Raw genomic sequence first — 20,227 nt, 5'->3', positions numbered from 1 at the left:
ATTGAGATGTAGTCAGCTAACAATTGCCCGTGTGGGCGTTACAGCCGCGTTCCACGGTCTGTAATCGTCTTCGCAGTATCACTTGCGAAATTGATCAAGCATGACGGCGACGATGATGATCGCGCCCTTGAGAAGCTGCTGGTAGTAGGAAGACACCCCCATCAGATCCATGCCGTTGTTGATCGTTCCGATGATGAGAGCGCCGAACAGCGTCCCGACTAGCGAGCCTCGGCCGCCCGCGAGGCTGGTCCCGCCGATCACCACCGCCGCTATTGCGTCGAGTTCGTAACCGATGCCAGCCTGCGGAAGTGCGGCGGTTGTGCGGGACGTGAGCACCAGGCCAGCGAGTCCGGCGAGGAGGCCCGAGATGACGTAGGTGGATGCGACCACGGTCCGCGTGGAGATGCCGCTCGTCTTGGCCGCCTTCTCGTTTCCTCCAACCGCGTACACGTAACGTCCGAAGGTCGTGTAAGAGAGGACGATCCACCCGACGGCAAACACAAGAAAGAGGATCAAGACCGGCATGGGAACGCCCGCCACGCTGCCGCCACCGATCCAGCGGAACGACTCGGAAAGGTTGGGAACGGGTCGCCCGTCAGAAAAAATGAGCGTCATGCCGCGGGCCATGCTCAGCATGCCAAGGGTCGCAACGAATGGGGGCACGTTGAAGCTTGTCACGATCACCCCGTTCACCAGGCCAAGTGCCGCGCCGGTCCCCGCTCCTGCCAGGATCGCCCACAGCACCAAATGTTGGTTGGTCGAGGTCACAAGGCTGGCAGCGATCATACCGGCTAGGGCCATTACCGAGCCGACTGAAAGGTCTATGCCCTTTGTGAGAATGACGAACGTCACACCGATCGCCAGAATGCCGTTGATCGACGACTGCCGTAACAGATTCACCCAGTTCAGCCAGGTCATGAAGTATTCGTTGGCTACGGCGAAGAACGCCGAGATCACCACGAACACGATGACGATGCTGAATGATTTCAGGTAGGGCCCCACAGCCGCAATCTTTCTGGATCTGACATCCGATGTGACGTTGCTCATTGTGTTGGCCACCATGTCCACTCCTCGCTTCGACGGCACACGTGCCAGTTTTCGAGAATTAATCGATCTGCCTTAGCTCGCGAGGTCGGTTAGCATCTGCTGGGAGGTCTCGCGCCCGTCCACGACATGATCGAGCCGCCCTTGCCGAAAGACGGCAATACGATCGCTGATCTGGAGTATCTCCGGCGCCTCCGATGAGACGACGAGCACCCCATTGCCCTTCGCAGCAAACTCGCGGAGAAAGGCATAGATCTCCTGCTTGGACCCCTCATCGATGCCACGTGTCGGCTCGTCGCAGATCAGCAAGCGCGGGTTGGTGAGGAGGCACCGGGCGAACACCACTTTCTGCTGGTTTCCGCCACTAAGCGTTTCCACAGCGACATGTGGGGAAGCCGCCTTGATCCGGTTCAACCGCATCATCCGATCGGTCGCCGCTGCCTCCGCCTTACGGCGAACGAAGCCGCTCACGGCGCGGAGTGCCAGCGACGATAAGGCGATGTTGTGTGCGATGGATCCGCAAAGGACGAGACCAACGTCCTTCCGATCCTCGGGGACCATAGCCATGCCCTGCTGGATGCATTTCTTGGGATTGCCTGGATCCACTCTCTTCCCATCGAGGAAGACTTCCCCCTCGGACGGGGCGTGGATGCCATAGACCGTTTCCAGAAACTCCGTCCGACCTGAACCGAGCAAACCGTAGATGCCCAAAATCTCGCCGGCGGCAACATTGACGGAGATATTCTTGAAGTGAGACCCGCGCGACAACGAACGCACTTCGAGCAGGATCGGAGCGCCCTCGTTCGGCTGCCCCCTTTCGACCGTCTTGATTTCGTGACCGACGATCTGCGTAACAAGATGATTTCGGTCGATCGAGGAAATAGGGCCGCTCTCGATGAAGCGCCCATCGCGGAAGACTGTGTATTCGTCCGCGATCTCGAATATCTCGGTCAACTTGTGCGACACGTAGACGATTCCAGATCCACGCGCTTTTATCCGCTTGAGCGCATTGAACAGGATGTGCACCTCGTGCTCGCCGATTGCCGAGGTCGGCTCGTCCATGATGACGATGTCCGCGCGGTAGCTAAGCGCCTTGGCGATTTCGACGAGCTGAACCTGGGCCAGGCTCAGGTCTCGCATGCAGGCGCCGACTGGGACGTCGAACTCGAGGTCGTCGAGAAGCTGCTTTGCGGCGCGCCGCATCTTCGGGAAGTCGACGACGAGACCACCGATCTTCGGCTCTCGCCCCAGATAGATGTTCTCGGCAACGGTCATCTCGGGAACCGGAGATAGCTCCTGTGTGATTATCGCCACGCCATGCCGCAGAGCATCGGCGGCACTTCTGAAGTCGACGGGGACTCCCTCGATGCGAATGCTGCCTTCATCGCGGTGCAGCAAGCCCATCACAATGTTCAGAAACGTCGACTTACCGGCGCCATTGCCACCGCAGAGGGCGTGCACAGTTCCACGTCTGACGGTCAGTCGACCGTCACGCAGCGCCGGAACTCCGTTGAAAGACTTGGCGATTCCTTCCGCTACCAGCAGCGGCTGATCGTGCAGCCCGATGGCAGCGTGATCGCGGGCTTCCGGTTCTGCCCCGGGCAACGAAAGCATTGATTTCCTCCAGCGGACGTCTTGGCGTCTGCGCCAGAGATATGAGGTCATACCTTATACCTGTTGTCAACTGAGATCATACCTCCTACCTTGTGAATGTTCGTTGGTTTGATCTGGTCGCGCGGCGGCTTATGTGATCGCAATGCGACGGCGGCGGAAAATGAGAGCTACGAGCGACCGATGGAGCAAATGGAGAACAAGAAGCTACCCACGCGTGTCGAAGTTGCGCTGAATTACATCACCGGCGAAATTGCCAAGGGAAATTTGAACCCAGGTGACAAGCTGCCCAACGAGAAGGAGCTTGCAGAAAAGCTCGGCATCAGCCGCACCCCTATCCGCGAGGCGATGAAGACGCTTGCGGTCTCAGGACTGATCGAAACGCGGCATGGGCACGGCAACTACATCCGCAAGGACGAAGGCACTGCCGTGATGCCACTGATGATGTTCCAGCTCTATCTTCAGGATTCTTCACCTGAGATGCTGATGGAGCTCCGGTACATTTTCGATCGAAACTGCGCAGAGTTGGCTTCGATCAGGCGCACCGATCGTGATCTGGCAATTATGCGCGAAAGCATCGACCGGCTGAAGGCTCTCTCCGAGGATCCCAACTCGCCAATCGAGAAGCTGCTGGAGGCCGACCTTGATTTTCATCGCGCGGTCTATGCGGCAGCGGGCAACAAACTCATCGTGGTGATCGCTGACTTTGTTCTGAACATGGTCGCTCCTTGGGTTCGCAAATCGCTGGAGGTCAGTGGGCGCTATCGCGCCGTTGGGCTGCACGAGAAGATGTACGCAATGATCCGCGATCAGAAGACAGGTTTGCTCAGCCGAGAAAGCGTCGAGGCGAACATGGAGCACTTCATGTCGTCTCTGAAGATTCCGGCAGCGTAGCTTCCAGCGGCGTCAGGTTGCGCTTCGGCCATTTGCGCTCGTCTCGGTAGGAGCGCCCTCTAACGATTTATCGCTCCGCAAGGCGAGCGCACAGACTCCATCGCGGATCGTCTGTCACGCAACGGACATTTCTCATGATCGGAAGCCTGAGCTTGATTCTGCTCTGCCAGCTGGCCGGCGAAGCGATCGTGCGCGGCCTCAACCTACCGATGCCGGGACCGGTGCTCGGCCTGTCATTCTTGCTGCTTCTTCTCTTGACGCGCGATCGCTACGCTGCGCTCCGTCGAGGCCCTTTGCACAACGATGCCGTCGAGAGCACGGGCCGCGGCCTGCTCACCCATCTATCTCTGTTATTTATTCCTGCCGGGGTCGGTGTTGTGCAGAGGCTCGACCTGGTTGTCGAACATGGTGTCGGAATCCTGCTGACGCTGGCTGCGTCGGTGGTCGTCACTTTGCTCGCGACCGTCGCCACATTCCTCGCAGTCAGCCGCCTGCTCGCGAGAAACCAGGCAAAGCAATGAACGGAAACTCATTCTCTCTTTGGGTTTATCTCTCGCAGTCGCCTCTCCTCTGGCTGACCGTAACGCTCTCCGTCTATGCCATCGCAGATGCCGTCTCGCTTGCGACCCATCGCCATCCGCTGGCAAATCCGGTCCTTCACTCAATCTGGATCATCGGCGGATTCCTGCTCATCACGAACACCTCTTACACCACGTACTTTTCCGGCGCGCAGTTTGTGCACTTCCTGCTCGGTCCAGCTACAGTGGCACTCGCGGTACCACTCTATGACAACCGCAAACGCGTCGTAGCTGCGATCGTGCCGATGCTTATCTCACTGATCGCCGGCTCTATCACAGCCATCGTCTCCGTCGTTCTGTTCGCCCGGGCCTTTGGTCTGCCACAGGCGGTCATCCTCTCGCTGGCGCCGAAATCGGTCACTGCCGGTGTCGCCATGGGTATCAGCGAATCCCTGCATGGCGACGCATCTCTGACGGCCGTTTCGGTCGTCCTCACCGGCATCATGGGCGCCATCATTGTCACTCCGCTTATGAATCGGATCGCCGTCACTGATTTTCGCGCCCGCGGTTTCGCGGTCGGCATCGCTGCGCACGGCATCGGCACCGCACGCGCGTTTCAAGTCGACGAAGTGGCCGGCGTTTTTTCTGGCATCGCCATGGGCCTGAATGCGCTTGTAACGTCGTTGTTGGTGCCGCTCGCGGTAACATTGCTGCTGCACTGATGCGTCGATCCCATCGCGTATCGACTTGCGGCTTGCAGCGTCAAAGGTGTAGGAGAACTGACAGTCTCGATGGATAGACGTTGGCGCCCTCGCCGCTTGCGCCTTACACAATGCCGCTGCGCGTGGGCGTGTTTTGTCGGTATCCAAGATTCCCCTACGCAGAGAACATTCGGCTGGCAAGCGATGGTAAACTAGGGTTGCTCAGGCGAATTGGACGAGCGGTCGTTAATTAAAGTGACCGCGCGAAATTGGTAAAGAACTCATCTGCCAGTTTCTTCGCCGTGCCGTTGACAAGTCGCTGCCCCAGTTGCGCAAGCTTTCCGCCGATTTGCGCCTCGACCTGATACGTCAAAAGCGTGCCATTGTCTCGCTCGAGAAGCCTGACCTTTGCGCCGCCCTTTGCGAAGCCCGCGACACCGCCCTCGCCTTCTCCCGCGATATTGTAGCTGTTCGGCGGGTCGAGGTCGGTGAGAGTGACCTTGCCTCTAAACCGCGCCGAAACAGGCCCCACCCTCATCTTTGCGACGGCGCGAAATCCTTGACGGTCGATCTCCTCCAGTTCCTCGCATCCGGGAATACAGGCTTTCAGAACCGCGGGGTCGTTCAGTTTGGCCCAAACGACCTCCCTCGGTGCGGCGAGCTGGATCTCGCCCGTCATTGTCATAGCCATTGTCGTCTCCAAAAAGCTCGAGCTGAACCAGCCTCCGCGCCTCAATCGCGAACGGGCGCGAATACCCGGGCCATGTAAGTCGATAGATCGTCCTCGATCTCCGCCCGCGATGTCGACGAAATGCCGGCAAGCGCCTTGGCCAACTCCTTTTTGAAGTCGATCTGCATCGACCGCGCGATCTGGATCCGTTGCGCCTGCGGCGAACCCGCCCCATGCATTGATTCCGTCAGATATCCGACCGCGTTCCTGCCCAGCGTCATGTTCTCGACGAGGCGCAGAACACGGATCCTGTCCTCCGTCGCAACTTCCGGCCGGCCTTTCAGATATTTTTCGATCAGGGGACCGATCGTCTCATGGCGCAGCTCGCGTTCCGACGGCAAGGTCACCATCAGCCCGCCCGCGAGATCCTGCGCCAGCCGGCCGATCTCGTAGGGCAAGCGCGTGACGTGGTGCTTGCAGACGTTCGCAAGCATCTCGTCCGGCAGGTACGCCCCCGAGTTCATCGCGATCCCCTGGTGGCTCGCGGCGATGCCCGCGCCGTAGATGGTTTCGTTGAGATGGGTCATCTCGACCAGCTTGTCGCGGATATGGGAGGCGCGCTCGACGCCGTTATAGTCTGCGATCGTCGCCGCTGCGCCGATCAGAACGTCTCCGACGCCGGTTTTGCAGACGTAGCTGCGCCGATGATAGCAGGTGAAGCGTTCGACCAGCGCAGATGCAAATTCCACCTCGCCGTCCATGAAGACGTGCTCGGCCGGGATGAACACATCCTCGAAGACGATCATGGCTTCCTGGCCGGCGAACCGCGCATTGCCCGCGTCGATGTCGCCCTCTTCGGCGCTGCGGGCATCGCAGGATTGCCGGCCATAGATGTAGGTGATGCCCTTCGCATCAACAGGGAGCGCGCCGACGATGGCGTAGTCCTTGTCGTCCAGGTCCAACCTCATCGTCGGCATGACGATGAGCCAATGCGAGTTCAAGCAACCTGTCTGATGCGCCTTGGCCCCGCTGATAAAGACGCCCTGCGACGTACGCCGCGTGACATGGACGAAGAGATCGGGATCCGCTTGCTGCGACGGCGATTTGCCGCGATCACCCTTCACGTCGGTCATCGCGCCGCCGATCACAAGATTGGAGCGTTGGACCCGCGCGAGAAAGTCCTTGAACCGATCGTGGTAGCCCGTGCCGTACTTGCGGTCCAGATCATGGGTCACGGAGTGCAGCGCGTTCAACGCGTCCATGCCGACGCAGCGCTGAAAGCAAGTTCCCGTCAACTGCCCGAGCCTGCGCTGCATCTTGTTCTGCATGACCAGGTCTGCGGGGCTGGTCGCGATATGCAGAAAGCGGTTGATGCGCTTGCCGGTCAATGGCGACGTCGCCGACGCCAGCTCGGGGTTGTCGTTGGCGAGATCGTAGGTTTCCGCGACGGCATTGATCGAGGGCCGGATGATCGGATGATCGACCGGCTCAGCGACCGCTTCGCCCATCAGATAGACCTTGAGCTTGCGGCCCCTCAGGCTTGCGACATAATCGGCGCCGCTGCGGATCGGCTCCCGAGCAAGTGTGGCGAGACCATCGATAGCGGCGTCCTGATCCATCTAGGTCACCCCTTCTTGACCAGCGGGCAGAGGCTGTCCTTGAGCGGGCGGAACGCCTGCTCGCCCGGGATCACTTCGCGCAGCTTGTAGAAATCCCATTCGCCCTTGGACTCCGACGGCTGCTTCACTTCGTACACATACATGTCGTGCACCATGCGCCCGTCCTCGCGGATACGACCGTTCTTGGCGAAGAAGTCGTTGATCGGCATTTCGCGCATCTTGCTCATCACGGCCTTGGCTTCGTCGGTGCCCGCGGCCTCGATCGCCTTGAGATAGTGCATGGTCGACGAATAGTCGCCGGCATCGCCCATGTGTGGCATCCGCTTCATGCGTTCATAGAAGCGTTTCGACCATGCCCGCGTCTCGTCGTCGCGGTCCCAATAGAAGGCGTTGGTCAGCACGAGCCCCTGTGCGGTCCGAAGGCCGAGGCTCTTGATATCGGTGATCCATACTAGCAATCCGGCCAGCGTCTGGCCGCCCTTCGTGATCCCGAACTCCTGTGCCGACTTGATCGAGTTGACGAGAACATTGCCTGAACCTGCGAGGCCGATGACCTGGGCTTTTGACGACTGCGCCTGGAGCAGAAATGATGATTGATCGAAGGCCTCGACCGGGTATCGGGTCGATCCGACCACCTCGCCACCCAGGCTCTTCACGACCGAAGTCGTATCTGCTTCCAGCGCATGTCCAAAGGCATAGTCCGCCGTCAGGAAGTACCAGCTCTTCTGACCTGCCTTCATCAGCGCGCTGCCGGTGCCGCGGGCGAGCGCGTAGGTGTCGTAGGCATAGTGAACGCTGTTGGGCGTGCAGGCATCATTGGTGAGGCGCGATGAACCGGAGCCATTGATGATGGCGATCCGGTTCTTCTGCTGCGCAAGCTGGGAGACGGTGAGCGCGATCGAGGAATTGATCAAATTGGCGACCATGTCGACATGATCGACGTCGAACCATTTGCGCGCGAGCCCCGAGGCCGTGTCCGGCTTGTTCTGGTGATCGGCCACCAGCACCTCGATCGGCTTGCCCAGCACTTTGCTGCCGAAATCCTCAACCGCCATTTTTACAGCCGTTACGGACCCCTCACCGGATTCGTGAGAGAACTGGCCCGACATGTCGGTCAGCACGCCGATCTTTACGGCATCGTCAGAAACCGCAGCCGTCTGCGCGGCGACATTGCTTGTGAAGGCGACCGCCGCTGCGGCTGCGATCAAGATTGTCTGCACTCCAGCCTTCATGACGCTCCTCCCTTGAAAATCAGCCGCGGCGCGATCCGCGCGATTACATGCATAACTAGACTTTTGTCACATGCGTAACTAGACTGATTTTTCCTGGGAGTCAATCGCGCCGATGTGTTAAACGGGCCGAGCTTGTGAAGCGGCCCTTGAATGGTGACTGCGAATACGGATTGCCCGAGACATGCCAGCCGCCGTCAATGCCCAGACCACGAAACGTTCCGCCCGACGGACGGCGAAAACGGCCACGAGCCAGGCTGGCGCCGCCAGGCGCGAACGAAATTGTTCTGTTGCGCGCACATTGGATATCGTGTCCGATGCCTGGGCTTTCCTGATCATCCGCGAGGCGTTCTTCGGGACGCAGACATTCGAAGCGTTCCGGGCGGCGCTCGGCATTCCCAGGGCAACACTGACCGATCGTCTGCGGAAACTCACGCAGCTCGCGATCTTTCGTCAGGTCGCGCCCGGATCGTCGCTCCGCAAGGAATATCGCCTGACCAAAATGGGCTTCGATCTCTATCCGAGCTTCATCGCCCTGATGCAGTTCGGCGATCGCTGGCTCGCAGGCGGCAAGCCCGCACCACTGACGCTGGTCCACGTCAGCTGCGGCTGCGATAGTCACCCGATCGTCGCCTGCTCGCATTGTGGCGAAAGCGTCACAGCGCGCGATGCCAAATACCGCGACGGGCCGGGCGCCGGACGCCATCCCGCCAAGGCCGGCCGCAACACAAGGAGGGCCTCCGACGGCAACCGCTTCCAGCTTGGCCGCCCAAGCTCGGTGTCGCGAGCGCTCGAGATCATCGGCGACAAATGGAGCTTCATGGTCGTGCGCGAGGGCTTCTTCGGCAATCGTCGCTACGACAAAATATTGACCGAACTCGAGATCGCACCGAATATCCTGACCGACCGGCTCAACCGTCTTGTCGCCAGCGGCGTGTTGCGCCGCCGGCAATACCAGAGCTCGCCCGATCGCTATGAGTATCTTCTCACCGACATGGGGCGGGACCTCTACGGGCCCTTTATCACGATGCTGCGGTGGGGCGATCGTTGGCTCTCCAAGGGCAAGCCGCCCCTACTGCTGACCCACCGGACCTGCGGGCACGATTTCCATGCGTCGGTGAATTGCGACTGCTGCAAGCAGCCGATTGTCGCCGCCGACATGCGCTACAGGCTGACCTATGATCCCAAGGCGTTTGGTGCCCTGGGGCCGCGTTCCGTCGATTCATAGCCCTGCACGCCTGTCCTAGGCGCGGCTCAATGCTTCGACTAGTTTGAAGCGCATGATCTTCCCCGAGCCGGTGCGCGGGATCTCCGAGACGAGATGCGTCGCTTCGGGGATTTTGTAGGATGAGAGATGGGCCCTGCAGTGGTCCATCAGTGAGGCGACATCCAGCTCATTGGCCTTGGCCACGACAAAGAGGCACGGCACTTCACCGAGCGTGGCGTGCCTGATGCCGACCACGGCACAATCGGTCACCTGCGGATGCCGCACGACGACCTCCTCGATCTCGGCTGGCGCGATATTCTGGCCGCCGCGGATAATCAGCTCCTTGATCCGGCCGGTGATCGTCAGATAGCCGCTGGCGTCCGACTTCGCGAGATCGCCCGTATGGTACCAGCCCTTTCGCAGGGCGGAGGCCGTTTCTGCCGGCTTGTTGTGATAGCCCTGCATCAGGTTCGGCCCGCGCACGATCAACTCGCCCTCCTCACCGATCGGGACATCCTCAAGCGAGGATGGATCGACGATGCGCACGGCAAGGCCCGGTACCGGCAATCCGCACGATCCCATCGGGCGCGCGCCGTGCAGCCAGTTCATCGTGACCATCGTGGACGTCTCGGTGATGCCGTATCCGTCCAGCAGCCGAGTCCTGAACTGCTTCTCGAACGAGTTGTTCAGGACGGCCGGCATGATGGCGCCGGCCGAAATGCACAGTCGGACCGAGCCGAGGCGTTCGACCCCGGCTTCCTGCGCGCGGTGAAGGAGATAGTGAAACATCGTCGGCACGCCGGGCAGGATCGAATACTTGCCGGTCTGCAACAGATCGAGCGCCTGCTGCGGCGAAAACTTCTCCATGATGTGCTCGCTCGCGCCGACCGCGAGCACGCTGAGCACCGATAGATTGAGGCCGTAGGAGTGAAACAGCGGTAGAGGTGACAGAACGACGTCCTTGTCGGTCAACTCGCAGATCGGCGCCCAGCATGCCGCCGCGATCCACAGCATGCCGCGCAACGACAGCAGCACGCCTTTCGCCCGGCCCGTCGTGCCGGACGTGTAGATGATGAAGGACGAGCGATCGATATCGTCAGGATCGAGTGGAATTGCGCTGCTCTCTGCCGAAAGATCCGCCAGCGCGGTGCCGGCCCGAGCCGCTTCCGCGCCGGCAAAGATCACAGTCGGCGCAATTCCGGCATCACTGCAGATCTTTGCGACCAGCTCCTTCGTCGCCGCAGCCGTGATGACCAGGCTGCAGCCGGCATCGGTCAGGCGATAGCTGATCTCGCCTTCCGCGGCATCGAAGCTGATGGGCACCACGACCGCCCCGGCACGCAATGCGGCGAAGCAGGCTTCGATCCAATCGACGCCATTGGGCAGATAGATCGCAACCCTGTCGCCCTCCCGCAGACCGGCCTTCGTCAGGTTCACCGCGATCGAGGCGGTGCGCCTGGCAAGCTCCGCGTAGGTGACGGACCGCGACGAATCCCAGTACGCGACCTTGTCGGGCCGCTGCTTCGCATGGCGATCAAAGAGCGTTGCGATCGGTGCGATTAGATCAACGTGCAGCATCGTCGTATCTCCTAGACCATACTGTATCCGCCGTTGACGCTGATGACCTGTCCCGTGATCCAGCTCCCCGCATCGGAGGCCAGCAGGGCGACCAACGGTGCAACGTCGGACGGCAGGCCCAATCGGCGGATCGCATAGGCCTTGACCAGCTTGTCGCGGTTGGCATCGACCCAGGTCTTGTCGTGGGCGGTTTCGATGAGGCCCAGCGAGATCGAATTGGCCGTCACGCCGGAACGGCCCCACTCGCGGGCCAGCGACTTCATCAGCGCGATGGTGCCGGCGCGCGCAGCCGCACCGAGTGCAAGGCCGGACTCGCCAACCCTCGAGGAGTCACCCATGATGGAAATGATGCGGCCGCGGCCGGATGCTTCAAGCAGTGGCCCGGCACTGTGCGAGCAATTCAGCGCACCGTACAGGCAGGTGTCGATCTGCTTCTTCCAGTCCTCGGGCGTGCTTTCGCTGAAGCGCTTGCGAAACACCAGCCCGGCGTTGTTGACAAGGATATCGAGCCCGCCGAAATCGCTCTTGATGCCGGCGATCATCTTCCGAACGACGTCGGCGTCCGAAATATCGGCTTGATAGGCCTTGGCCTTGCCGCCGGCCTTCTCAATGTCGGCGACCACCGCCTCGGCCTCACCCTTTGAGCTGTGATAGTTGACCGCAACGCTGGCGCCGTGTTCCGCCAGCAGCTTGGCGATCGCCGCTCCCACATCCCGTCCGCCGCCGGTCACGAGGGCGACACGTCCCTTGAGATCACTCATCTGCTTTTCCTCTCGTGTTGAGTCTGGCCTGCTCCAAGAGCTTGAAGATGCGCTCCGGAGTCATCGGAAGAATGGACACGTCGATCCCGAGCGGCGACAGCGCGTCGGCGATCGCATTGGCAATAGCGGCCGGTGCACCGATCGTGCCGCCCTCGCCCATGCCGCGGAATCCGCCCGCCACAGCCGATTCGCTTTCGATGTGGACGACGTCCATGACCGGCACTTCGGCCGCGGAGGGGATCACATAGTCGACGAGGCTCGCGCTCAGGAGCTGGCCGTCATCGTCATAGACGAGCTCCTCAAACAGCGCCGCACCGATGCCCTGCGCGACGCCGCCGTGCACCTGGCCGTCGACGATCATCGGATTGATGATCCTCCCGCAGTCTTCCGCGACCACGTATTTCAGGATCTTGACGAAGCAGGTCGCGGGATCGACTTCCACCACAGCGATATGGGTGGCTGCTGCGGTCGTCCCGTTGATCGGGTCGAAGGTGTATGTCGCCGTCAGTTCCTCACGCGCCTCGACCGGCAGCGTCTTCATGTCGGAATAAACAGCCTTGGCGACCTGCTTGAGGGTCACCGCGCGGTCAGTGCCAATAACCGCAGCCTTGCCACCGGAAACCTCGATGTCGTCCTGGTTCGCCTCCAGGAGATGAGACGCGACCCGCTTGATCTTGTCCTGAAGGATCCGCGAGGCATGCTTGGCTGCACCGCCGCCGAGCACCGCGCTGCGGCTCGCATAAGTTCCGGTCGACATCGGAACCTCGTCGCTGTCGCCTTGGATGACGCGGATGTCCTCGAAGCGAGCGCCGAGATCATCGGCCACGATCTGGGCCAGCGTCGTCTCAAGCCCTTGGCCGTGAGAGGCGACACCAAAGGCCGCCGTGATGGCGCCGGTCGAGTCGATGGTGATCTTCGCCGTCTCCGAACCCGTGTTGATCGGCATGCCCGGTGCAACGGCGATCCGCGAGCCAATGCCGGTCAATTCCGCGTAGGAAGCGATGCCGACGCCGAGCAGACGTCCCCGTTTGCGCGCAGCCGCTTGCTCGACGCGAAGCTGTTCGTAACCAGCAGCCTCAGCAGCAGCTTCAAGGCACTCGACGAAGCCTGTCTTGTCCCAGATGATTCCGGACGCGATCCGGTACGGAAATTCCTCGGCCCGCACCAGGTTGCGGCGTCTGATTTCCAGCGGATCGAGGCCGAGCGCCCTGGCGCCAAGGTCCATCAGGCTCTCGGCGACAAACGTCGAGATCGGCCGGCCGACGCCGCGATAAGGGCCGGTCGGCGGCTTGCAGGTGGCGACGCCGCGGACGGCGCCCCGGTACGACGCGATCTTGTAGGGTCCCGGAAGGAAGCTGACGACCTGGACCGGTTCCAGCCCGCAGGTCCAGGGATAGATCGAATAGGCCCCGACATCGCCGATCACATCCGCCTGCAGTGAGGTCGCGACGCCGTTGGCGTCGAAGCCCATCTCGGCATTGACGACCTCGGCGAAGGCCTGGCTGGAACTGCTAACATCCTCCAGTCGATCCGCCGTCCATTTCAACGAGCGGCCGAGCTTGCGCGCAGCGATACAGATCAGGAGCTCTTCAGGATAGAGCGATCCCTTCGATCCGAAACTGCCACCGACATCGGGCGCCACCACGCGCAGGCGGTGGCCTGGAAGGTCAAGTGATTCGGAAATCGCGTCGCGGACGATGCCCGGAATATTCGACGAGGTGTAAAGTGTGACGGCATCTCGCCGTTTGTCGTACTCGGCCGTATAGCTCCGCGGCTCCATTGCAAGCGGTGCCTTTCGGGTCATCTCAAACCGGCCGCTGACCCTGACCGCCGCGGCCTGGAGATCGGCAACCACGTCGCCTTTCTTGAATTCGCGCGAGATCAGGACGTTCGTTCCGGCCTCTTCGTGCAGCAGGACCGCATCATCGACGACCGCGAGCTCTGCGCGCGCGATCGCGTCCAGCGGCTCGTAGTCGACCTCGATCAATTCGAGCGCATCCTCCGCAAGATATCGCGAGGTCGCGATCACGGCAGCAACGGCCTCGCCGACATAGCGGACTTTGCCGATGGCCAGAGGCACGATCGGTGTCGCGTAATAGTTCGGCATCCGCGAGAACGGAATGACCGGCTTGAAATCCCCGGCGATGCCCTCTGCAGTCAACACCGCAATCACGCCTGGCGCCGCCTGAGCCGTGACCGTGTCGATCCTGGTGATCAACGCATGCGGCTGCCCACTGCGAAGGAATGCGACATGAAGTAACCGATCCGGCTTTCGGTCGGCCGAATATTCGCCGCGCCCGGTCAAGAGCCGCGGGTCTTCAGTACGCTTGATGGGCGCGCCGACATTCCGCGGTCGCATGACGTCCAATGGCTCAGCGCGCGTGTCGTTACTCATAGCCATCGGTTCCCTTGCGCAGACCCCGCCACTGTTGGTCGTCATGGCCACAGATCACCGCAGCACCGGCGTTCTCGATCCGCCGCACTTCTGCGAACGTCTTCAGCTGTTCCTCGACGTTCCAGGTATTGCGAGGCGCGGTATCGGTATCGAGGTTTTGACGCAGGCTGACCGCGTCCGACGCGAGCAGAAACTGACCGTCGCGATCGAGGCTGACCAGCGCACCGACCGAGCCCGGCGTATGGCCTGGCAAGGGTACCAGGACGACACTGGCATCTCCGAAAATATCCTTCTCGCCGTGCAAGGGCTCGATGGGCTGGCCGTTGTCCCAATCCGCGCGGAGATAGCCCGCTGCTTCCGCACCCTGCGCGCCTGCGGCCTCGATTTCTTTGGCGTGGGCAAGAATCGTCGCTTTGCGGAAGAACTGATTGCAGCCGCAATGGTCGGGATGAAAATGGGAATTGACAACGACATCGATATCGTCCGGCTCCAGCCCGACGCAGGCAAGGCTCGGCAATAGCGTCTCGCTTGCGCTCATCAACGGCTTCATGACCTTGGCAAGCGTCCCCCAACGAGCTTCGGCGCCATCCACCACCGAAGGGTGACAGCCGGTATCGAACAGCACATTGCCCTGCTTGTGCCGGATCAAGGCGCTACTGACAGGAAGATCGATCATCTCGCTGCGATCGGCGCCGGTCACATAGATGCTCTTCTTCATGCGAAGGCGCCCGGCGGAGAGGAAATTCAGCTTCATGACGTTCCCTCCGCACGTAACGCGGCCGCAGCTCTGATCGCAGCGACAATGTTCTGATATCCGGTGCAGCGGCAGAGATTGCCGGACAGCCCTTCCCTGATCTCGTCGTCAGTCGCCAGCGGATATTTCCGGAGCAGATCTTCGCCAGTCATTAGCATGCCGGGCGTGCAGAAGCCGCACTGAAGCCCGTGATGCTCGCGAAACTGAGCCTGCAGGACGTTGAGCTGCTCCGGCGTCCCGAGGCCCTCCACGGTCGTGATCTCGGCACCTTTGGCCTGAACGGCGAGCATAAGGCACGAGCGGACGCTATCGCCGTTGACAAGCACTGTGCACGCGCCACAAACTCCATGCTCGCATCCGACATGAGTGCCTGTCAGTCCGAGCATATCGCGCAGGAAGTCGGACAACAGGAGCCGCGGCTCAACATCCGAAAGGTCGTACTTCGTTCCGTTGACGGTCACCGATACTGTCGTACTCATCGCCGATCACCACCCTTTCGCGGCCAGGGCCGTCTGCATGGAACGCTTCGCCAACTGTCCGAGCAAGTGCTGGCGGTACTCGGCGGAAGCGTGAAGGTCGCCATTTGCAGACACGCAGGACAGGACAAGCTCGGAAAATCGGTCCGGCATCTGGTCGTCTATGGCGATGCCGCGGAGTTGGTCCTCAACCTCTTTTAGCCGGAGCGGCGTATCGGCCACGCCCATCACGGCAACGCGCGCGTCCTCGACGGTGGAAGCAGCGCGTCGGAGTGAGACGGCGATACTGGCAAGTGCGAAATCACCAAAGCGGCGAGCGACTTCCTCGAAGGCCCATCCGTCGTGTTGAAGGATCGGAAATTCGATCTCCACCACGATATCTTCGGGCTCCAGGCAATTCGTCAGCGCGTCGACGAAGAAATCCTCGGCAGCGATGGTCCGCCGGCCGGACGGTCCCTGAACCGATAGCTTCGCGCCGTAGAACAGCGAGAGCATCGGCAGTTCCGCGGCAGGATCCGAATGAGACAGGCTGCCGCCAATCGTCCCGCGATTGCGGATCGCGAGGTGCGCCACGTGACGCATGGCCGCCGCCATGACGGGCAGCTTCGATGCAATCAGCCGCGACTGTTCGATCTCGCGATGCCTCGTCAGCGCACCAATTGCGACGTGATCGCCTCTCAGCTCGATGAACGACAGTTCCTTGATGCCGTTGAGATCGACCAGCACGGCGGGCCGCGTCATCCGAAAATTCAAGAGCGGCATCAAGCTCTGGCCGCCGGCGAGGACCTTGCCTTCACCGTTGGCCGCGCGCAAAGCTTCGACCGCGGCGTCCACCGTTGTCGGCGCCACATACTCAAACTTGGCAGGCTTCATCGTATTTGCCCTCCAAGACTGTTTCGGTGTTTGCCATCGCTATTCGCCACGAAACCGCGGAGCTCTCTTCTCCGCAAACGCGCGACGCCCTTCCCTAAAGTCGTTGCTGTCGGACGCAACGTCGACGAGTTGCTGCGCCACCGCCAAGTCGAGGCCGCCGGCACCCATCGAAAGCCCGTTCAGCATGTACTTCGCACCCGCGATTGAAAGGGGCGCATTGTCCGCCAGTCGCGTCAGGAAGCGTTCTGTGGCGAGCGACGCATCGTCGTGGATCTCGTCGATCAATCCCATCGACATCGCCTGCTCGGCTGGATAGCGGTCCGCCGAGTAAAGGATCCGCTTGGCGTTTGCGACACCGGTCAGCGCCAACAACCGCTGCACGCTCCGAACACCATAGACGATGGAGAGCTTCGCCGACGGGATGCCGATTGTCGCGGTCCGATCACCGAAGCGAAAGTCGCACGCCAATGCGAGGTGGCACCCGCCTCCAAGACAATATCCGGAAATGGTTGCAATAACGGGCTTTCCTAAGGCTGCGATCGCGCCGGAACAGGCATCGACGGCAACTTCGTACGTGGCGCTCTGTCGCTTGTCGTCCCGAATATTGTCGAACTCGGAGATATCGGCGCCGACGGAAAAGTCCTTTCCCTCGCCCGCCAGCACGATCGCCCGAACATCCCGGTCGCTCGCGAAGTGTGAGAAGATGTCCGCGAGTTCACGCCACATCGCCAGCGTGACGGCGTTCCTCGCCGAAGGCCGGTTCAATGCGACGCGCGCAATGCCGTCTCTTTTCGCGACGATTATATCTTTCACGAAAGCCTCTCCTCCCGAACAGCTCCGACCTTTGAGCCGAATGCCTATCGTCACTTGCATAAGTAGACTGATTTATTGAACGCGTCAAGATGGAGAGCGCGTTGACGCGCTTCGATCGCGCCGGTCGACGGCATCGGAATGGCACCCGATCAACCAAGGATGCAGATTTTTGCATTCGAGCCTATTTCGTCCGGGGCCGTGCTGCACAGGGGCGCCAGCCCAAACTTCAGGCGGAAATAGGCTGGAAGGAGCGATCCCCGCGGCCAGGCTGACGCCGAGCGACTCGAGCTTTCGGACCATGTTCCTGAACGCGTTCCATCCTCCAACCTGGCGACTACAGGTGACATCGCGGAACTAACCGCGTCGCGTTATGTTCATGCTTTGATGTCGTTTCGAACAGCTGGATACAGCGCAGAGGCAGTCCTCGGAGAGAGCGCCAGTCAAGCCCCGTTGAAAACCTACCATTTAAGCTACCGTCGAAAAGTGCGGCTCGCCTCCGATCAAAAAGCTGTTGAGACAATGACCCGACAACGACGCCATCAGACATCGATCGAAAGCTTGAGAACGTTTGCTTCGCCTTGCTCGCCCGCACTCGTGATCGTCGACCCAGAGGCAGGTTCAAATCGGGGAGCGCAACCATTGCGATTTCGTTGCGGGCTCTTTGGGCGAGAACAGCCTTCCTTCGCTTCGGGGTCCCGAAAAGGCCAAGTCACAACCGGACTCGATTCGCACGTTCTTGTCATAGAGGACATGAGCGATCGACCTGCCAGCTGGCGGACGCCAGCACCAAAACAGATTGAAAAGCGGACCAAAGCGCCCCATCCCCAGCATACAGCAGTGGAAAATTCCAGCCTGATCCTGAAGGCGGCGAGGTACCGGACGATCCAGGCGTGCTCTGAAGAGGCATGTCGGCCCGCCCGTGAAGCTTTCGTCGCGCGCGCGGGGGTTCACGGCGTTCAACTCAGAGATGATTAGGCAAGTCGAGGAAATCCGAAAGGCCACGACGTCCAGGTGAATGTAGCTCACCGATGCTTGCAAAGTTCTCATTTGTCGGACGGTTCCCGCACAGCGCAGACTAACCCCAAAATCAAAGCTCTCGAGCTTTTTGGGAAGGATGTGCGCTTCTGCGAAGACAAATCGCGCTAGTTCGGATTGCTGCAGCACTCAGGCACAAAGATCGCGATGTTGTTCTCATCGAGCAGTATCGAACTCATATTTGGAAACTCCTCTTGCACGAGGTAGCAGCCGGATCACTCGACGCCAATTTGGGACGAGGTCGGATATCCGAGCCATGCTCATCGATGGGGGTACCGTTTCTTCAACGGCTCTCTCGAATCAATAAATCGAGCCGACCGCCGCGTCGTAGTCGCGCCTACCAACAGCGGCACGCGACTATATTGGGTGACCTGCAGGCAGCGCTCGTCGAATTCCCTGGGCGATAACCAGTGCCTGATGCCTTAAGAGTCTCACAACCGCCAAGCATTCGCGCAGGGTTCGCCGGCGCGAATGAGCGGCTATCGCAGCCGCTCGGCTCACCAGTAACCAGTGTCCACACCAATGCACCGCCTATTCCAGAATTTCATCGACTTGCTGTTTGCCGCGGAGAGTCCCTCAGACTTCTGCTCGACGATCAAAATCATTTCCGCCGAGTTCGATTTGTCTTGCTTCGCATATCTCTCTTTAGCAGACACCCCAGAAGGAAAGCCGCGGCTGATCTCTACCTATCCAGAAACTTGGACCTCGCATTATCTGCTCAACGAATATCAGCACATTGACCCCGTTATCCAAAAGGCAGCCCGACATCCCGAGCCTTTCCGCTGGGGCTTAGATTTGGCCGACCGAGAGATTTCAACTCAAGCACGCGAGTTGCTCGCCGAAGCACTCGATTTCGGCATACGGTTCGGCTTTACCATACCCATCCAGATTGGGCCGCGACCCGTCGCAGCTCTTACGTTTGCAACGAACGAGAAACGGGCGTCTTTTGATCACTGCATACAATCCAACGAGCGGGTCCTTCAACTCATGGCCATGTGCTTCCATGCGCACGTTCGTCGGAAGTTATCAGTCGGAGGGACCTTTGACCGCGTGCCTCTATCTCGGAGAGAGCTTGAGTGCCTCAAATGGGCCGCACAAGGCAAAAGCGCTTGGGAGATAGGGCAAATCCTCCGGATCTCAAGAAATACAGCCGCCGACTATTTAAATAATGCAAAGGAAAAGCTAGGTGTTCGGACGGTCATTCAAGCAGCGACGCTCCTGGCCGCTGCAAATAAACAAAAGCAAAATTAGGACGCTTCATCCCCTACAACTATAGGTAATGCAAGGGCATCAATCCAGCTTCAAAAGAGGACGTGACCTCTTTTGGAGAAGACTATGATTCAGTTGATCGCGCCGGCCTTCTATGGGGAGTTTTCCAGTTCTCTCGTCGAGATGCATCAGTTGCGGCATCGTGTTTTCAAGCTTCGTATGGCGTGGGACGTTCAAACCAGCGGGGACATGGAACTTGATGATTTCGACTCGTTGAGCCCCATCTACCTGGTGCAGATGTCCCCCAGCGGCCAAGTTCAAGGCGCCGTTCGTCTTCTCCCCACCCTCGGCCCGACCATGCTTCGCGATGTCTTTCCCGCGCTCCTTGGAGGCCAACCTGCGCCGTCAGCGCCTGAGGTTTGGGAAAGTAGTAGGTTTGCAATCGATGTTGCTGCCGACGCCCCGAAAGGAGATCACGGTATTACTCGTGCCGCTTATGAACTTTTTGCAGGGATGGTCGAGTTTGGGCTTTCGCGGCAGCTCACTGACATCGTTACGGTCACGGATGTCCGAATGGAACGAATCCTTCGACGAGCCGGTTGGCCCCTGCGGCGCATTGGCAATCCCGCCGCAATCGGCAGCACCTTGGCTGTGGCGGGTTACCTTGAGATTTCGCGTGGGACTCTGGCCAGCCTTCGTAAGTCCGGCGGTTTTTCGACGCCGGTTCTTTGGACACCAGTAGTCTCCGAGGCTGCCTAGAACCATCCCCGCCGACATCGAGACAAACGTCCTCGCGCAGAGCGGGGAAGTCGCGTCTTGCGGTTTCCTACCGAGTTATGA

18 protein-coding genes are annotated in these 20,227 nt (G+C 60.3%); 6 read left to right on the top strand and 12 right to left on the bottom strand.

Annotated elements, in window-relative coordinates:
- Positions 1-78: 78 nt before the first annotated feature.
- The gene (locus tag BM374_RS19685; protein WP_092296863.1) at positions 79-1,062 is read right to left on the bottom strand and encodes an ABC transporter permease; all 984 of its coding nucleotides are present in this window, start codon (positions 1,060-1,062) and stop codon (positions 79-81) included.
- A 57-nt stretch (positions 1,063-1,119) separates the two neighbouring features.
- Positions 1,120-2,658 carry a sugar ABC transporter ATP-binding protein gene (locus BM374_RS19680; protein WP_092296860.1) on the bottom strand — a complete coding sequence of 513 codons (1,539 nt, stop codon included), beginning with the start codon at positions 2,656-2,658 and terminating at the stop codon, positions 1,120-1,122.
- 96 nt (positions 2,659-2,754) lie between these two features.
- Between BM374_RS19680 and BM374_RS19675 the strand changes: the two genes are divergently transcribed.
- The 3 genes from BM374_RS19675 (at position 2,755) to BM374_RS19665 (ending at position 4,789) form a co-directional block, all read left to right on the top strand.
- Positions 2,755-3,549 (top strand): FadR/GntR family transcriptional regulator, encoded by a 795-nt coding sequence (locus BM374_RS19675; RefSeq protein WP_244552640.1) that lies wholly within the window; start codon positions 2,755-2,757, stop codon positions 3,547-3,549.
- A 134-nt stretch (positions 3,550-3,683) separates the two neighbouring features.
- Complete coding sequence (locus BM374_RS19670) at positions 3,684-4,070, top strand: CidA/LrgA family protein (protein WP_092295144.1); 387 nt, start codon at positions 3,684-3,686, stop codon at positions 4,068-4,070.
- Positions 4,067-4,789, top strand: a complete 723-nt coding sequence (locus tag BM374_RS19665; RefSeq protein WP_092295142.1) for an LrgB family protein — start codon at positions 4,067-4,069, stop codon at positions 4,787-4,789. Before BM374_RS19670 ends, BM374_RS19665 begins: the two co-directional genes overlap by 4 nt.
- Positions 4,790-5,018: 229 nt before the next feature.
- Here BM374_RS19665 and BM374_RS19660 read toward each other — a convergent pair whose 3' ends face one another.
- Genes BM374_RS19660 through BM374_RS19650 form a run of 3 tightly spaced genes read right to left on the bottom strand, consistent with a single transcriptional unit; the run spans position 5,019 to position 8,289 of the window.
- Entirely contained in the window at positions 5,019-5,459 is a 441-nt protein-coding gene (locus BM374_RS19660; protein WP_092296857.1) for an SRPBCC family protein, read from the bottom strand.
- A 41-nt stretch (positions 5,460-5,500) separates the two neighbouring features.
- On the bottom strand, positions 5,501-7,057 hold the full coding sequence (locus tag BM374_RS19655; RefSeq protein WP_092295140.1) for a 4-hydroxyphenylacetate 3-hydroxylase family protein: 1,557 nt from the start codon (positions 7,055-7,057) through the stop codon (positions 5,501-5,503).
- A gap of 5 nt (positions 7,058-7,062) precedes the next feature.
- A complete protein-coding gene (locus BM374_RS19650; protein ID WP_092295138.1) occupies positions 7,063-8,289 on the bottom strand; it encodes an ABC transporter substrate-binding protein in 1,227 nt (408 codons plus the stop codon).
- Positions 8,290-8,596: 307 nt separating this feature from the next.
- Here BM374_RS19650 and BM374_RS19645 point away from each other — a divergent pair, with 307 nt between their 5' ends.
- Positions 8,597-9,514, top strand: coding sequence for a winged helix-turn-helix transcriptional regulator (locus BM374_RS19645; protein WP_244552639.1), 918 nt, complete (start codon positions 8,597-8,599; stop codon positions 9,512-9,514).
- Between the two features lie 15 nt (positions 9,515-9,529).
- On the opposite strand, the gene BM374_RS19640 is transcribed toward BM374_RS19645, so the two are convergent.
- From BM374_RS19640 to BM374_RS19610, 7 genes are read right to left on the bottom strand one after another with little or no spacing between them, the layout of a single operon-like run.
- Positions 9,530-11,071, bottom strand: a complete 1,542-nt coding sequence (locus tag BM374_RS19640; RefSeq protein ID WP_092295136.1) for a class I adenylate-forming enzyme family protein — start codon at positions 11,069-11,071, stop codon at positions 9,530-9,532.
- Between the two features lie 11 nt (positions 11,072-11,082).
- Positions 11,083-11,832, bottom strand: a complete 750-nt coding sequence (locus BM374_RS19635) for an SDR family NAD(P)-dependent oxidoreductase (RefSeq protein ID WP_092295135.1) — start codon at positions 11,830-11,832, stop codon at positions 11,083-11,085.
- Positions 11,825-14,227 carry a xanthine dehydrogenase family protein molybdopterin-binding subunit gene (locus tag BM374_RS19630; RefSeq protein ID WP_244552638.1) on the bottom strand — a complete coding sequence of 801 codons (2,403 nt, stop codon included), beginning with the start codon at positions 14,225-14,227 and terminating at the stop codon, positions 11,825-11,827. Before BM374_RS19630 ends, BM374_RS19635 begins: the two co-directional genes overlap by 8 nt.
- Entirely contained in the window at positions 14,220-14,981 is a 762-nt protein-coding gene (locus BM374_RS19625; RefSeq protein ID WP_092295133.1) for an N-acyl homoserine lactonase family protein, read from the bottom strand. The genes BM374_RS19630 and BM374_RS19625 overlap by 8 nt, the downstream gene beginning before the upstream one ends.
- A complete protein-coding gene (locus BM374_RS19620; protein ID WP_092295132.1) occupies positions 14,978-15,460 on the bottom strand; it encodes a (2Fe-2S)-binding protein in 483 nt (160 codons plus the stop codon). The genes BM374_RS19625 and BM374_RS19620 overlap by 4 nt, the downstream gene beginning before the upstream one ends.
- 6 nt (positions 15,461-15,466) lie before the next feature.
- Positions 15,467-16,330: an FAD binding domain-containing protein gene (locus BM374_RS19615; protein WP_092295130.1), complete on the bottom strand. Its 864-nt coding sequence runs from the start codon at positions 16,328-16,330 to the stop codon at positions 15,467-15,469.
- A gap of 39 nt (positions 16,331-16,369) precedes the next feature.
- Positions 16,370-17,143: an enoyl-CoA hydratase-related protein gene (locus BM374_RS19610; RefSeq protein WP_092083579.1), complete on the bottom strand. Its 774-nt coding sequence runs from the start codon at positions 17,141-17,143 to the stop codon at positions 16,370-16,372.
- Between the two features lie 1,545 nt (positions 17,144-18,688).
- On the opposite strand from BM374_RS19610, the gene BM374_RS19605 reads away from it, so the two are divergent.
- Together BM374_RS19605 and BM374_RS19600 are read left to right on the top strand one after the other, a co-directional pair.
- Complete coding sequence (locus BM374_RS19605; RefSeq protein ID WP_244552637.1) at positions 18,689-19,429, top strand: LuxR family transcriptional regulator; 741 nt, start codon at positions 18,689-18,691, stop codon at positions 19,427-19,429.
- 84 nt (positions 19,430-19,513) lie between these two features.
- On the top strand, positions 19,514-20,146 hold the full coding sequence (locus tag BM374_RS19600) for an acyl-homoserine-lactone synthase (protein ID WP_092296853.1): 633 nt from the start codon (positions 19,514-19,516) through the stop codon (positions 20,144-20,146).
- Positions 20,147-20,227 lie beyond the last annotated feature (81 nt).

This window comes from Bradyrhizobium sp. Ghvi (assembly GCF_900115265.1).
Taxonomy (GTDB): domain Bacteria; phylum Pseudomonadota; class Alphaproteobacteria; order Rhizobiales; family Xanthobacteraceae; genus Bradyrhizobium.
This window is presented reverse-complemented; position numbering and strand designations above follow the sequence as displayed.

What these genes read in the sequence shown, in the direction of transcription:
- BM374_RS19640 (WP_092295136.1), bottom strand. Translation starts at nt 11,071, where the DNA reads ATGCTGCACGTTGATCTAATCGCACCGATCGCAACGCTCTTTGATCGC.
- BM374_RS19685 (WP_092296863.1), bottom strand. Translation starts at nt 1,062, where the DNA reads ATGGTGGCCAACACAATGAGCAACGTCACATCGGATGTCAGATCCAGA.
- BM374_RS19660 (WP_092296857.1), bottom strand. Translation starts at nt 5,459, where the DNA reads ATGGCTATGACAATGACGGGCGAGATCCAGCTCGCCGCACCGAGGGAG.
- BM374_RS19625 (WP_092295133.1), bottom strand. Translation starts at nt 14,981, where the DNA reads ATGAAGCTGAATTTCCTCTCCGCCGGGCGCCTTCGCATGAAGAAGAGC.
- BM374_RS19670 (WP_092295144.1), top strand. Translation starts at nt 3,684, where the DNA reads ATGATCGGAAGCCTGAGCTTGATTCTGCTCTGCCAGCTGGCCGGCGAA.
- BM374_RS19635 (WP_092295135.1), bottom strand. Translation starts at nt 11,832, where the DNA reads ATGAGTGATCTCAAGGGACGTGTCGCCCTCGTGACCGGCGGCGGACGG.
- BM374_RS19620 (WP_092295132.1), bottom strand. Translation starts at nt 15,460, where the DNA reads ATGAGTACGACAGTATCGGTGACCGTCAACGGAACGAAGTACGACCTT.
- BM374_RS19655 (WP_092295140.1), bottom strand. Translation starts at nt 7,057, where the DNA reads ATGGATCAGGACGCCGCTATCGATGGTCTCGCCACACTTGCTCGGGAG.
- BM374_RS19630 (WP_244552638.1), bottom strand. Translation starts at nt 14,227, where the DNA reads ATGAGTAACGACACGCGCGCTGAGCCATTGGACGTCATGCGACCGCGG.
- BM374_RS19650 (WP_092295138.1), bottom strand. Translation starts at nt 8,289, where the DNA reads ATGAAGGCTGGAGTGCAGACAATCTTGATCGCAGCCGCAGCGGCGGTC.
- BM374_RS19675 (WP_244552640.1), top strand. Translation starts at nt 2,755, where the DNA reads ATGTTCGTTGGTTTGATCTGGTCGCGCGGCGGCTTATGTGATCGCAAT.
- BM374_RS19680 (WP_092296860.1), bottom strand. Translation starts at nt 2,658, where the DNA reads ATGCTTTCGTTGCCCGGGGCAGAACCGGAAGCCCGCGATCACGCTGCC.
- BM374_RS19600 (WP_092296853.1), top strand. Translation starts at nt 19,514, where the DNA reads ATGATTCAGTTGATCGCGCCGGCCTTCTATGGGGAGTTTTCCAGTTCT.
- BM374_RS19665 (WP_092295142.1), top strand. Translation starts at nt 4,067, where the DNA reads ATGAACGGAAACTCATTCTCTCTTTGGGTTTATCTCTCGCAGTCGCCT.
- BM374_RS19615 (WP_092295130.1), bottom strand. Translation starts at nt 16,330, where the DNA reads ATGAAGCCTGCCAAGTTTGAGTATGTGGCGCCGACAACGGTGGACGCC.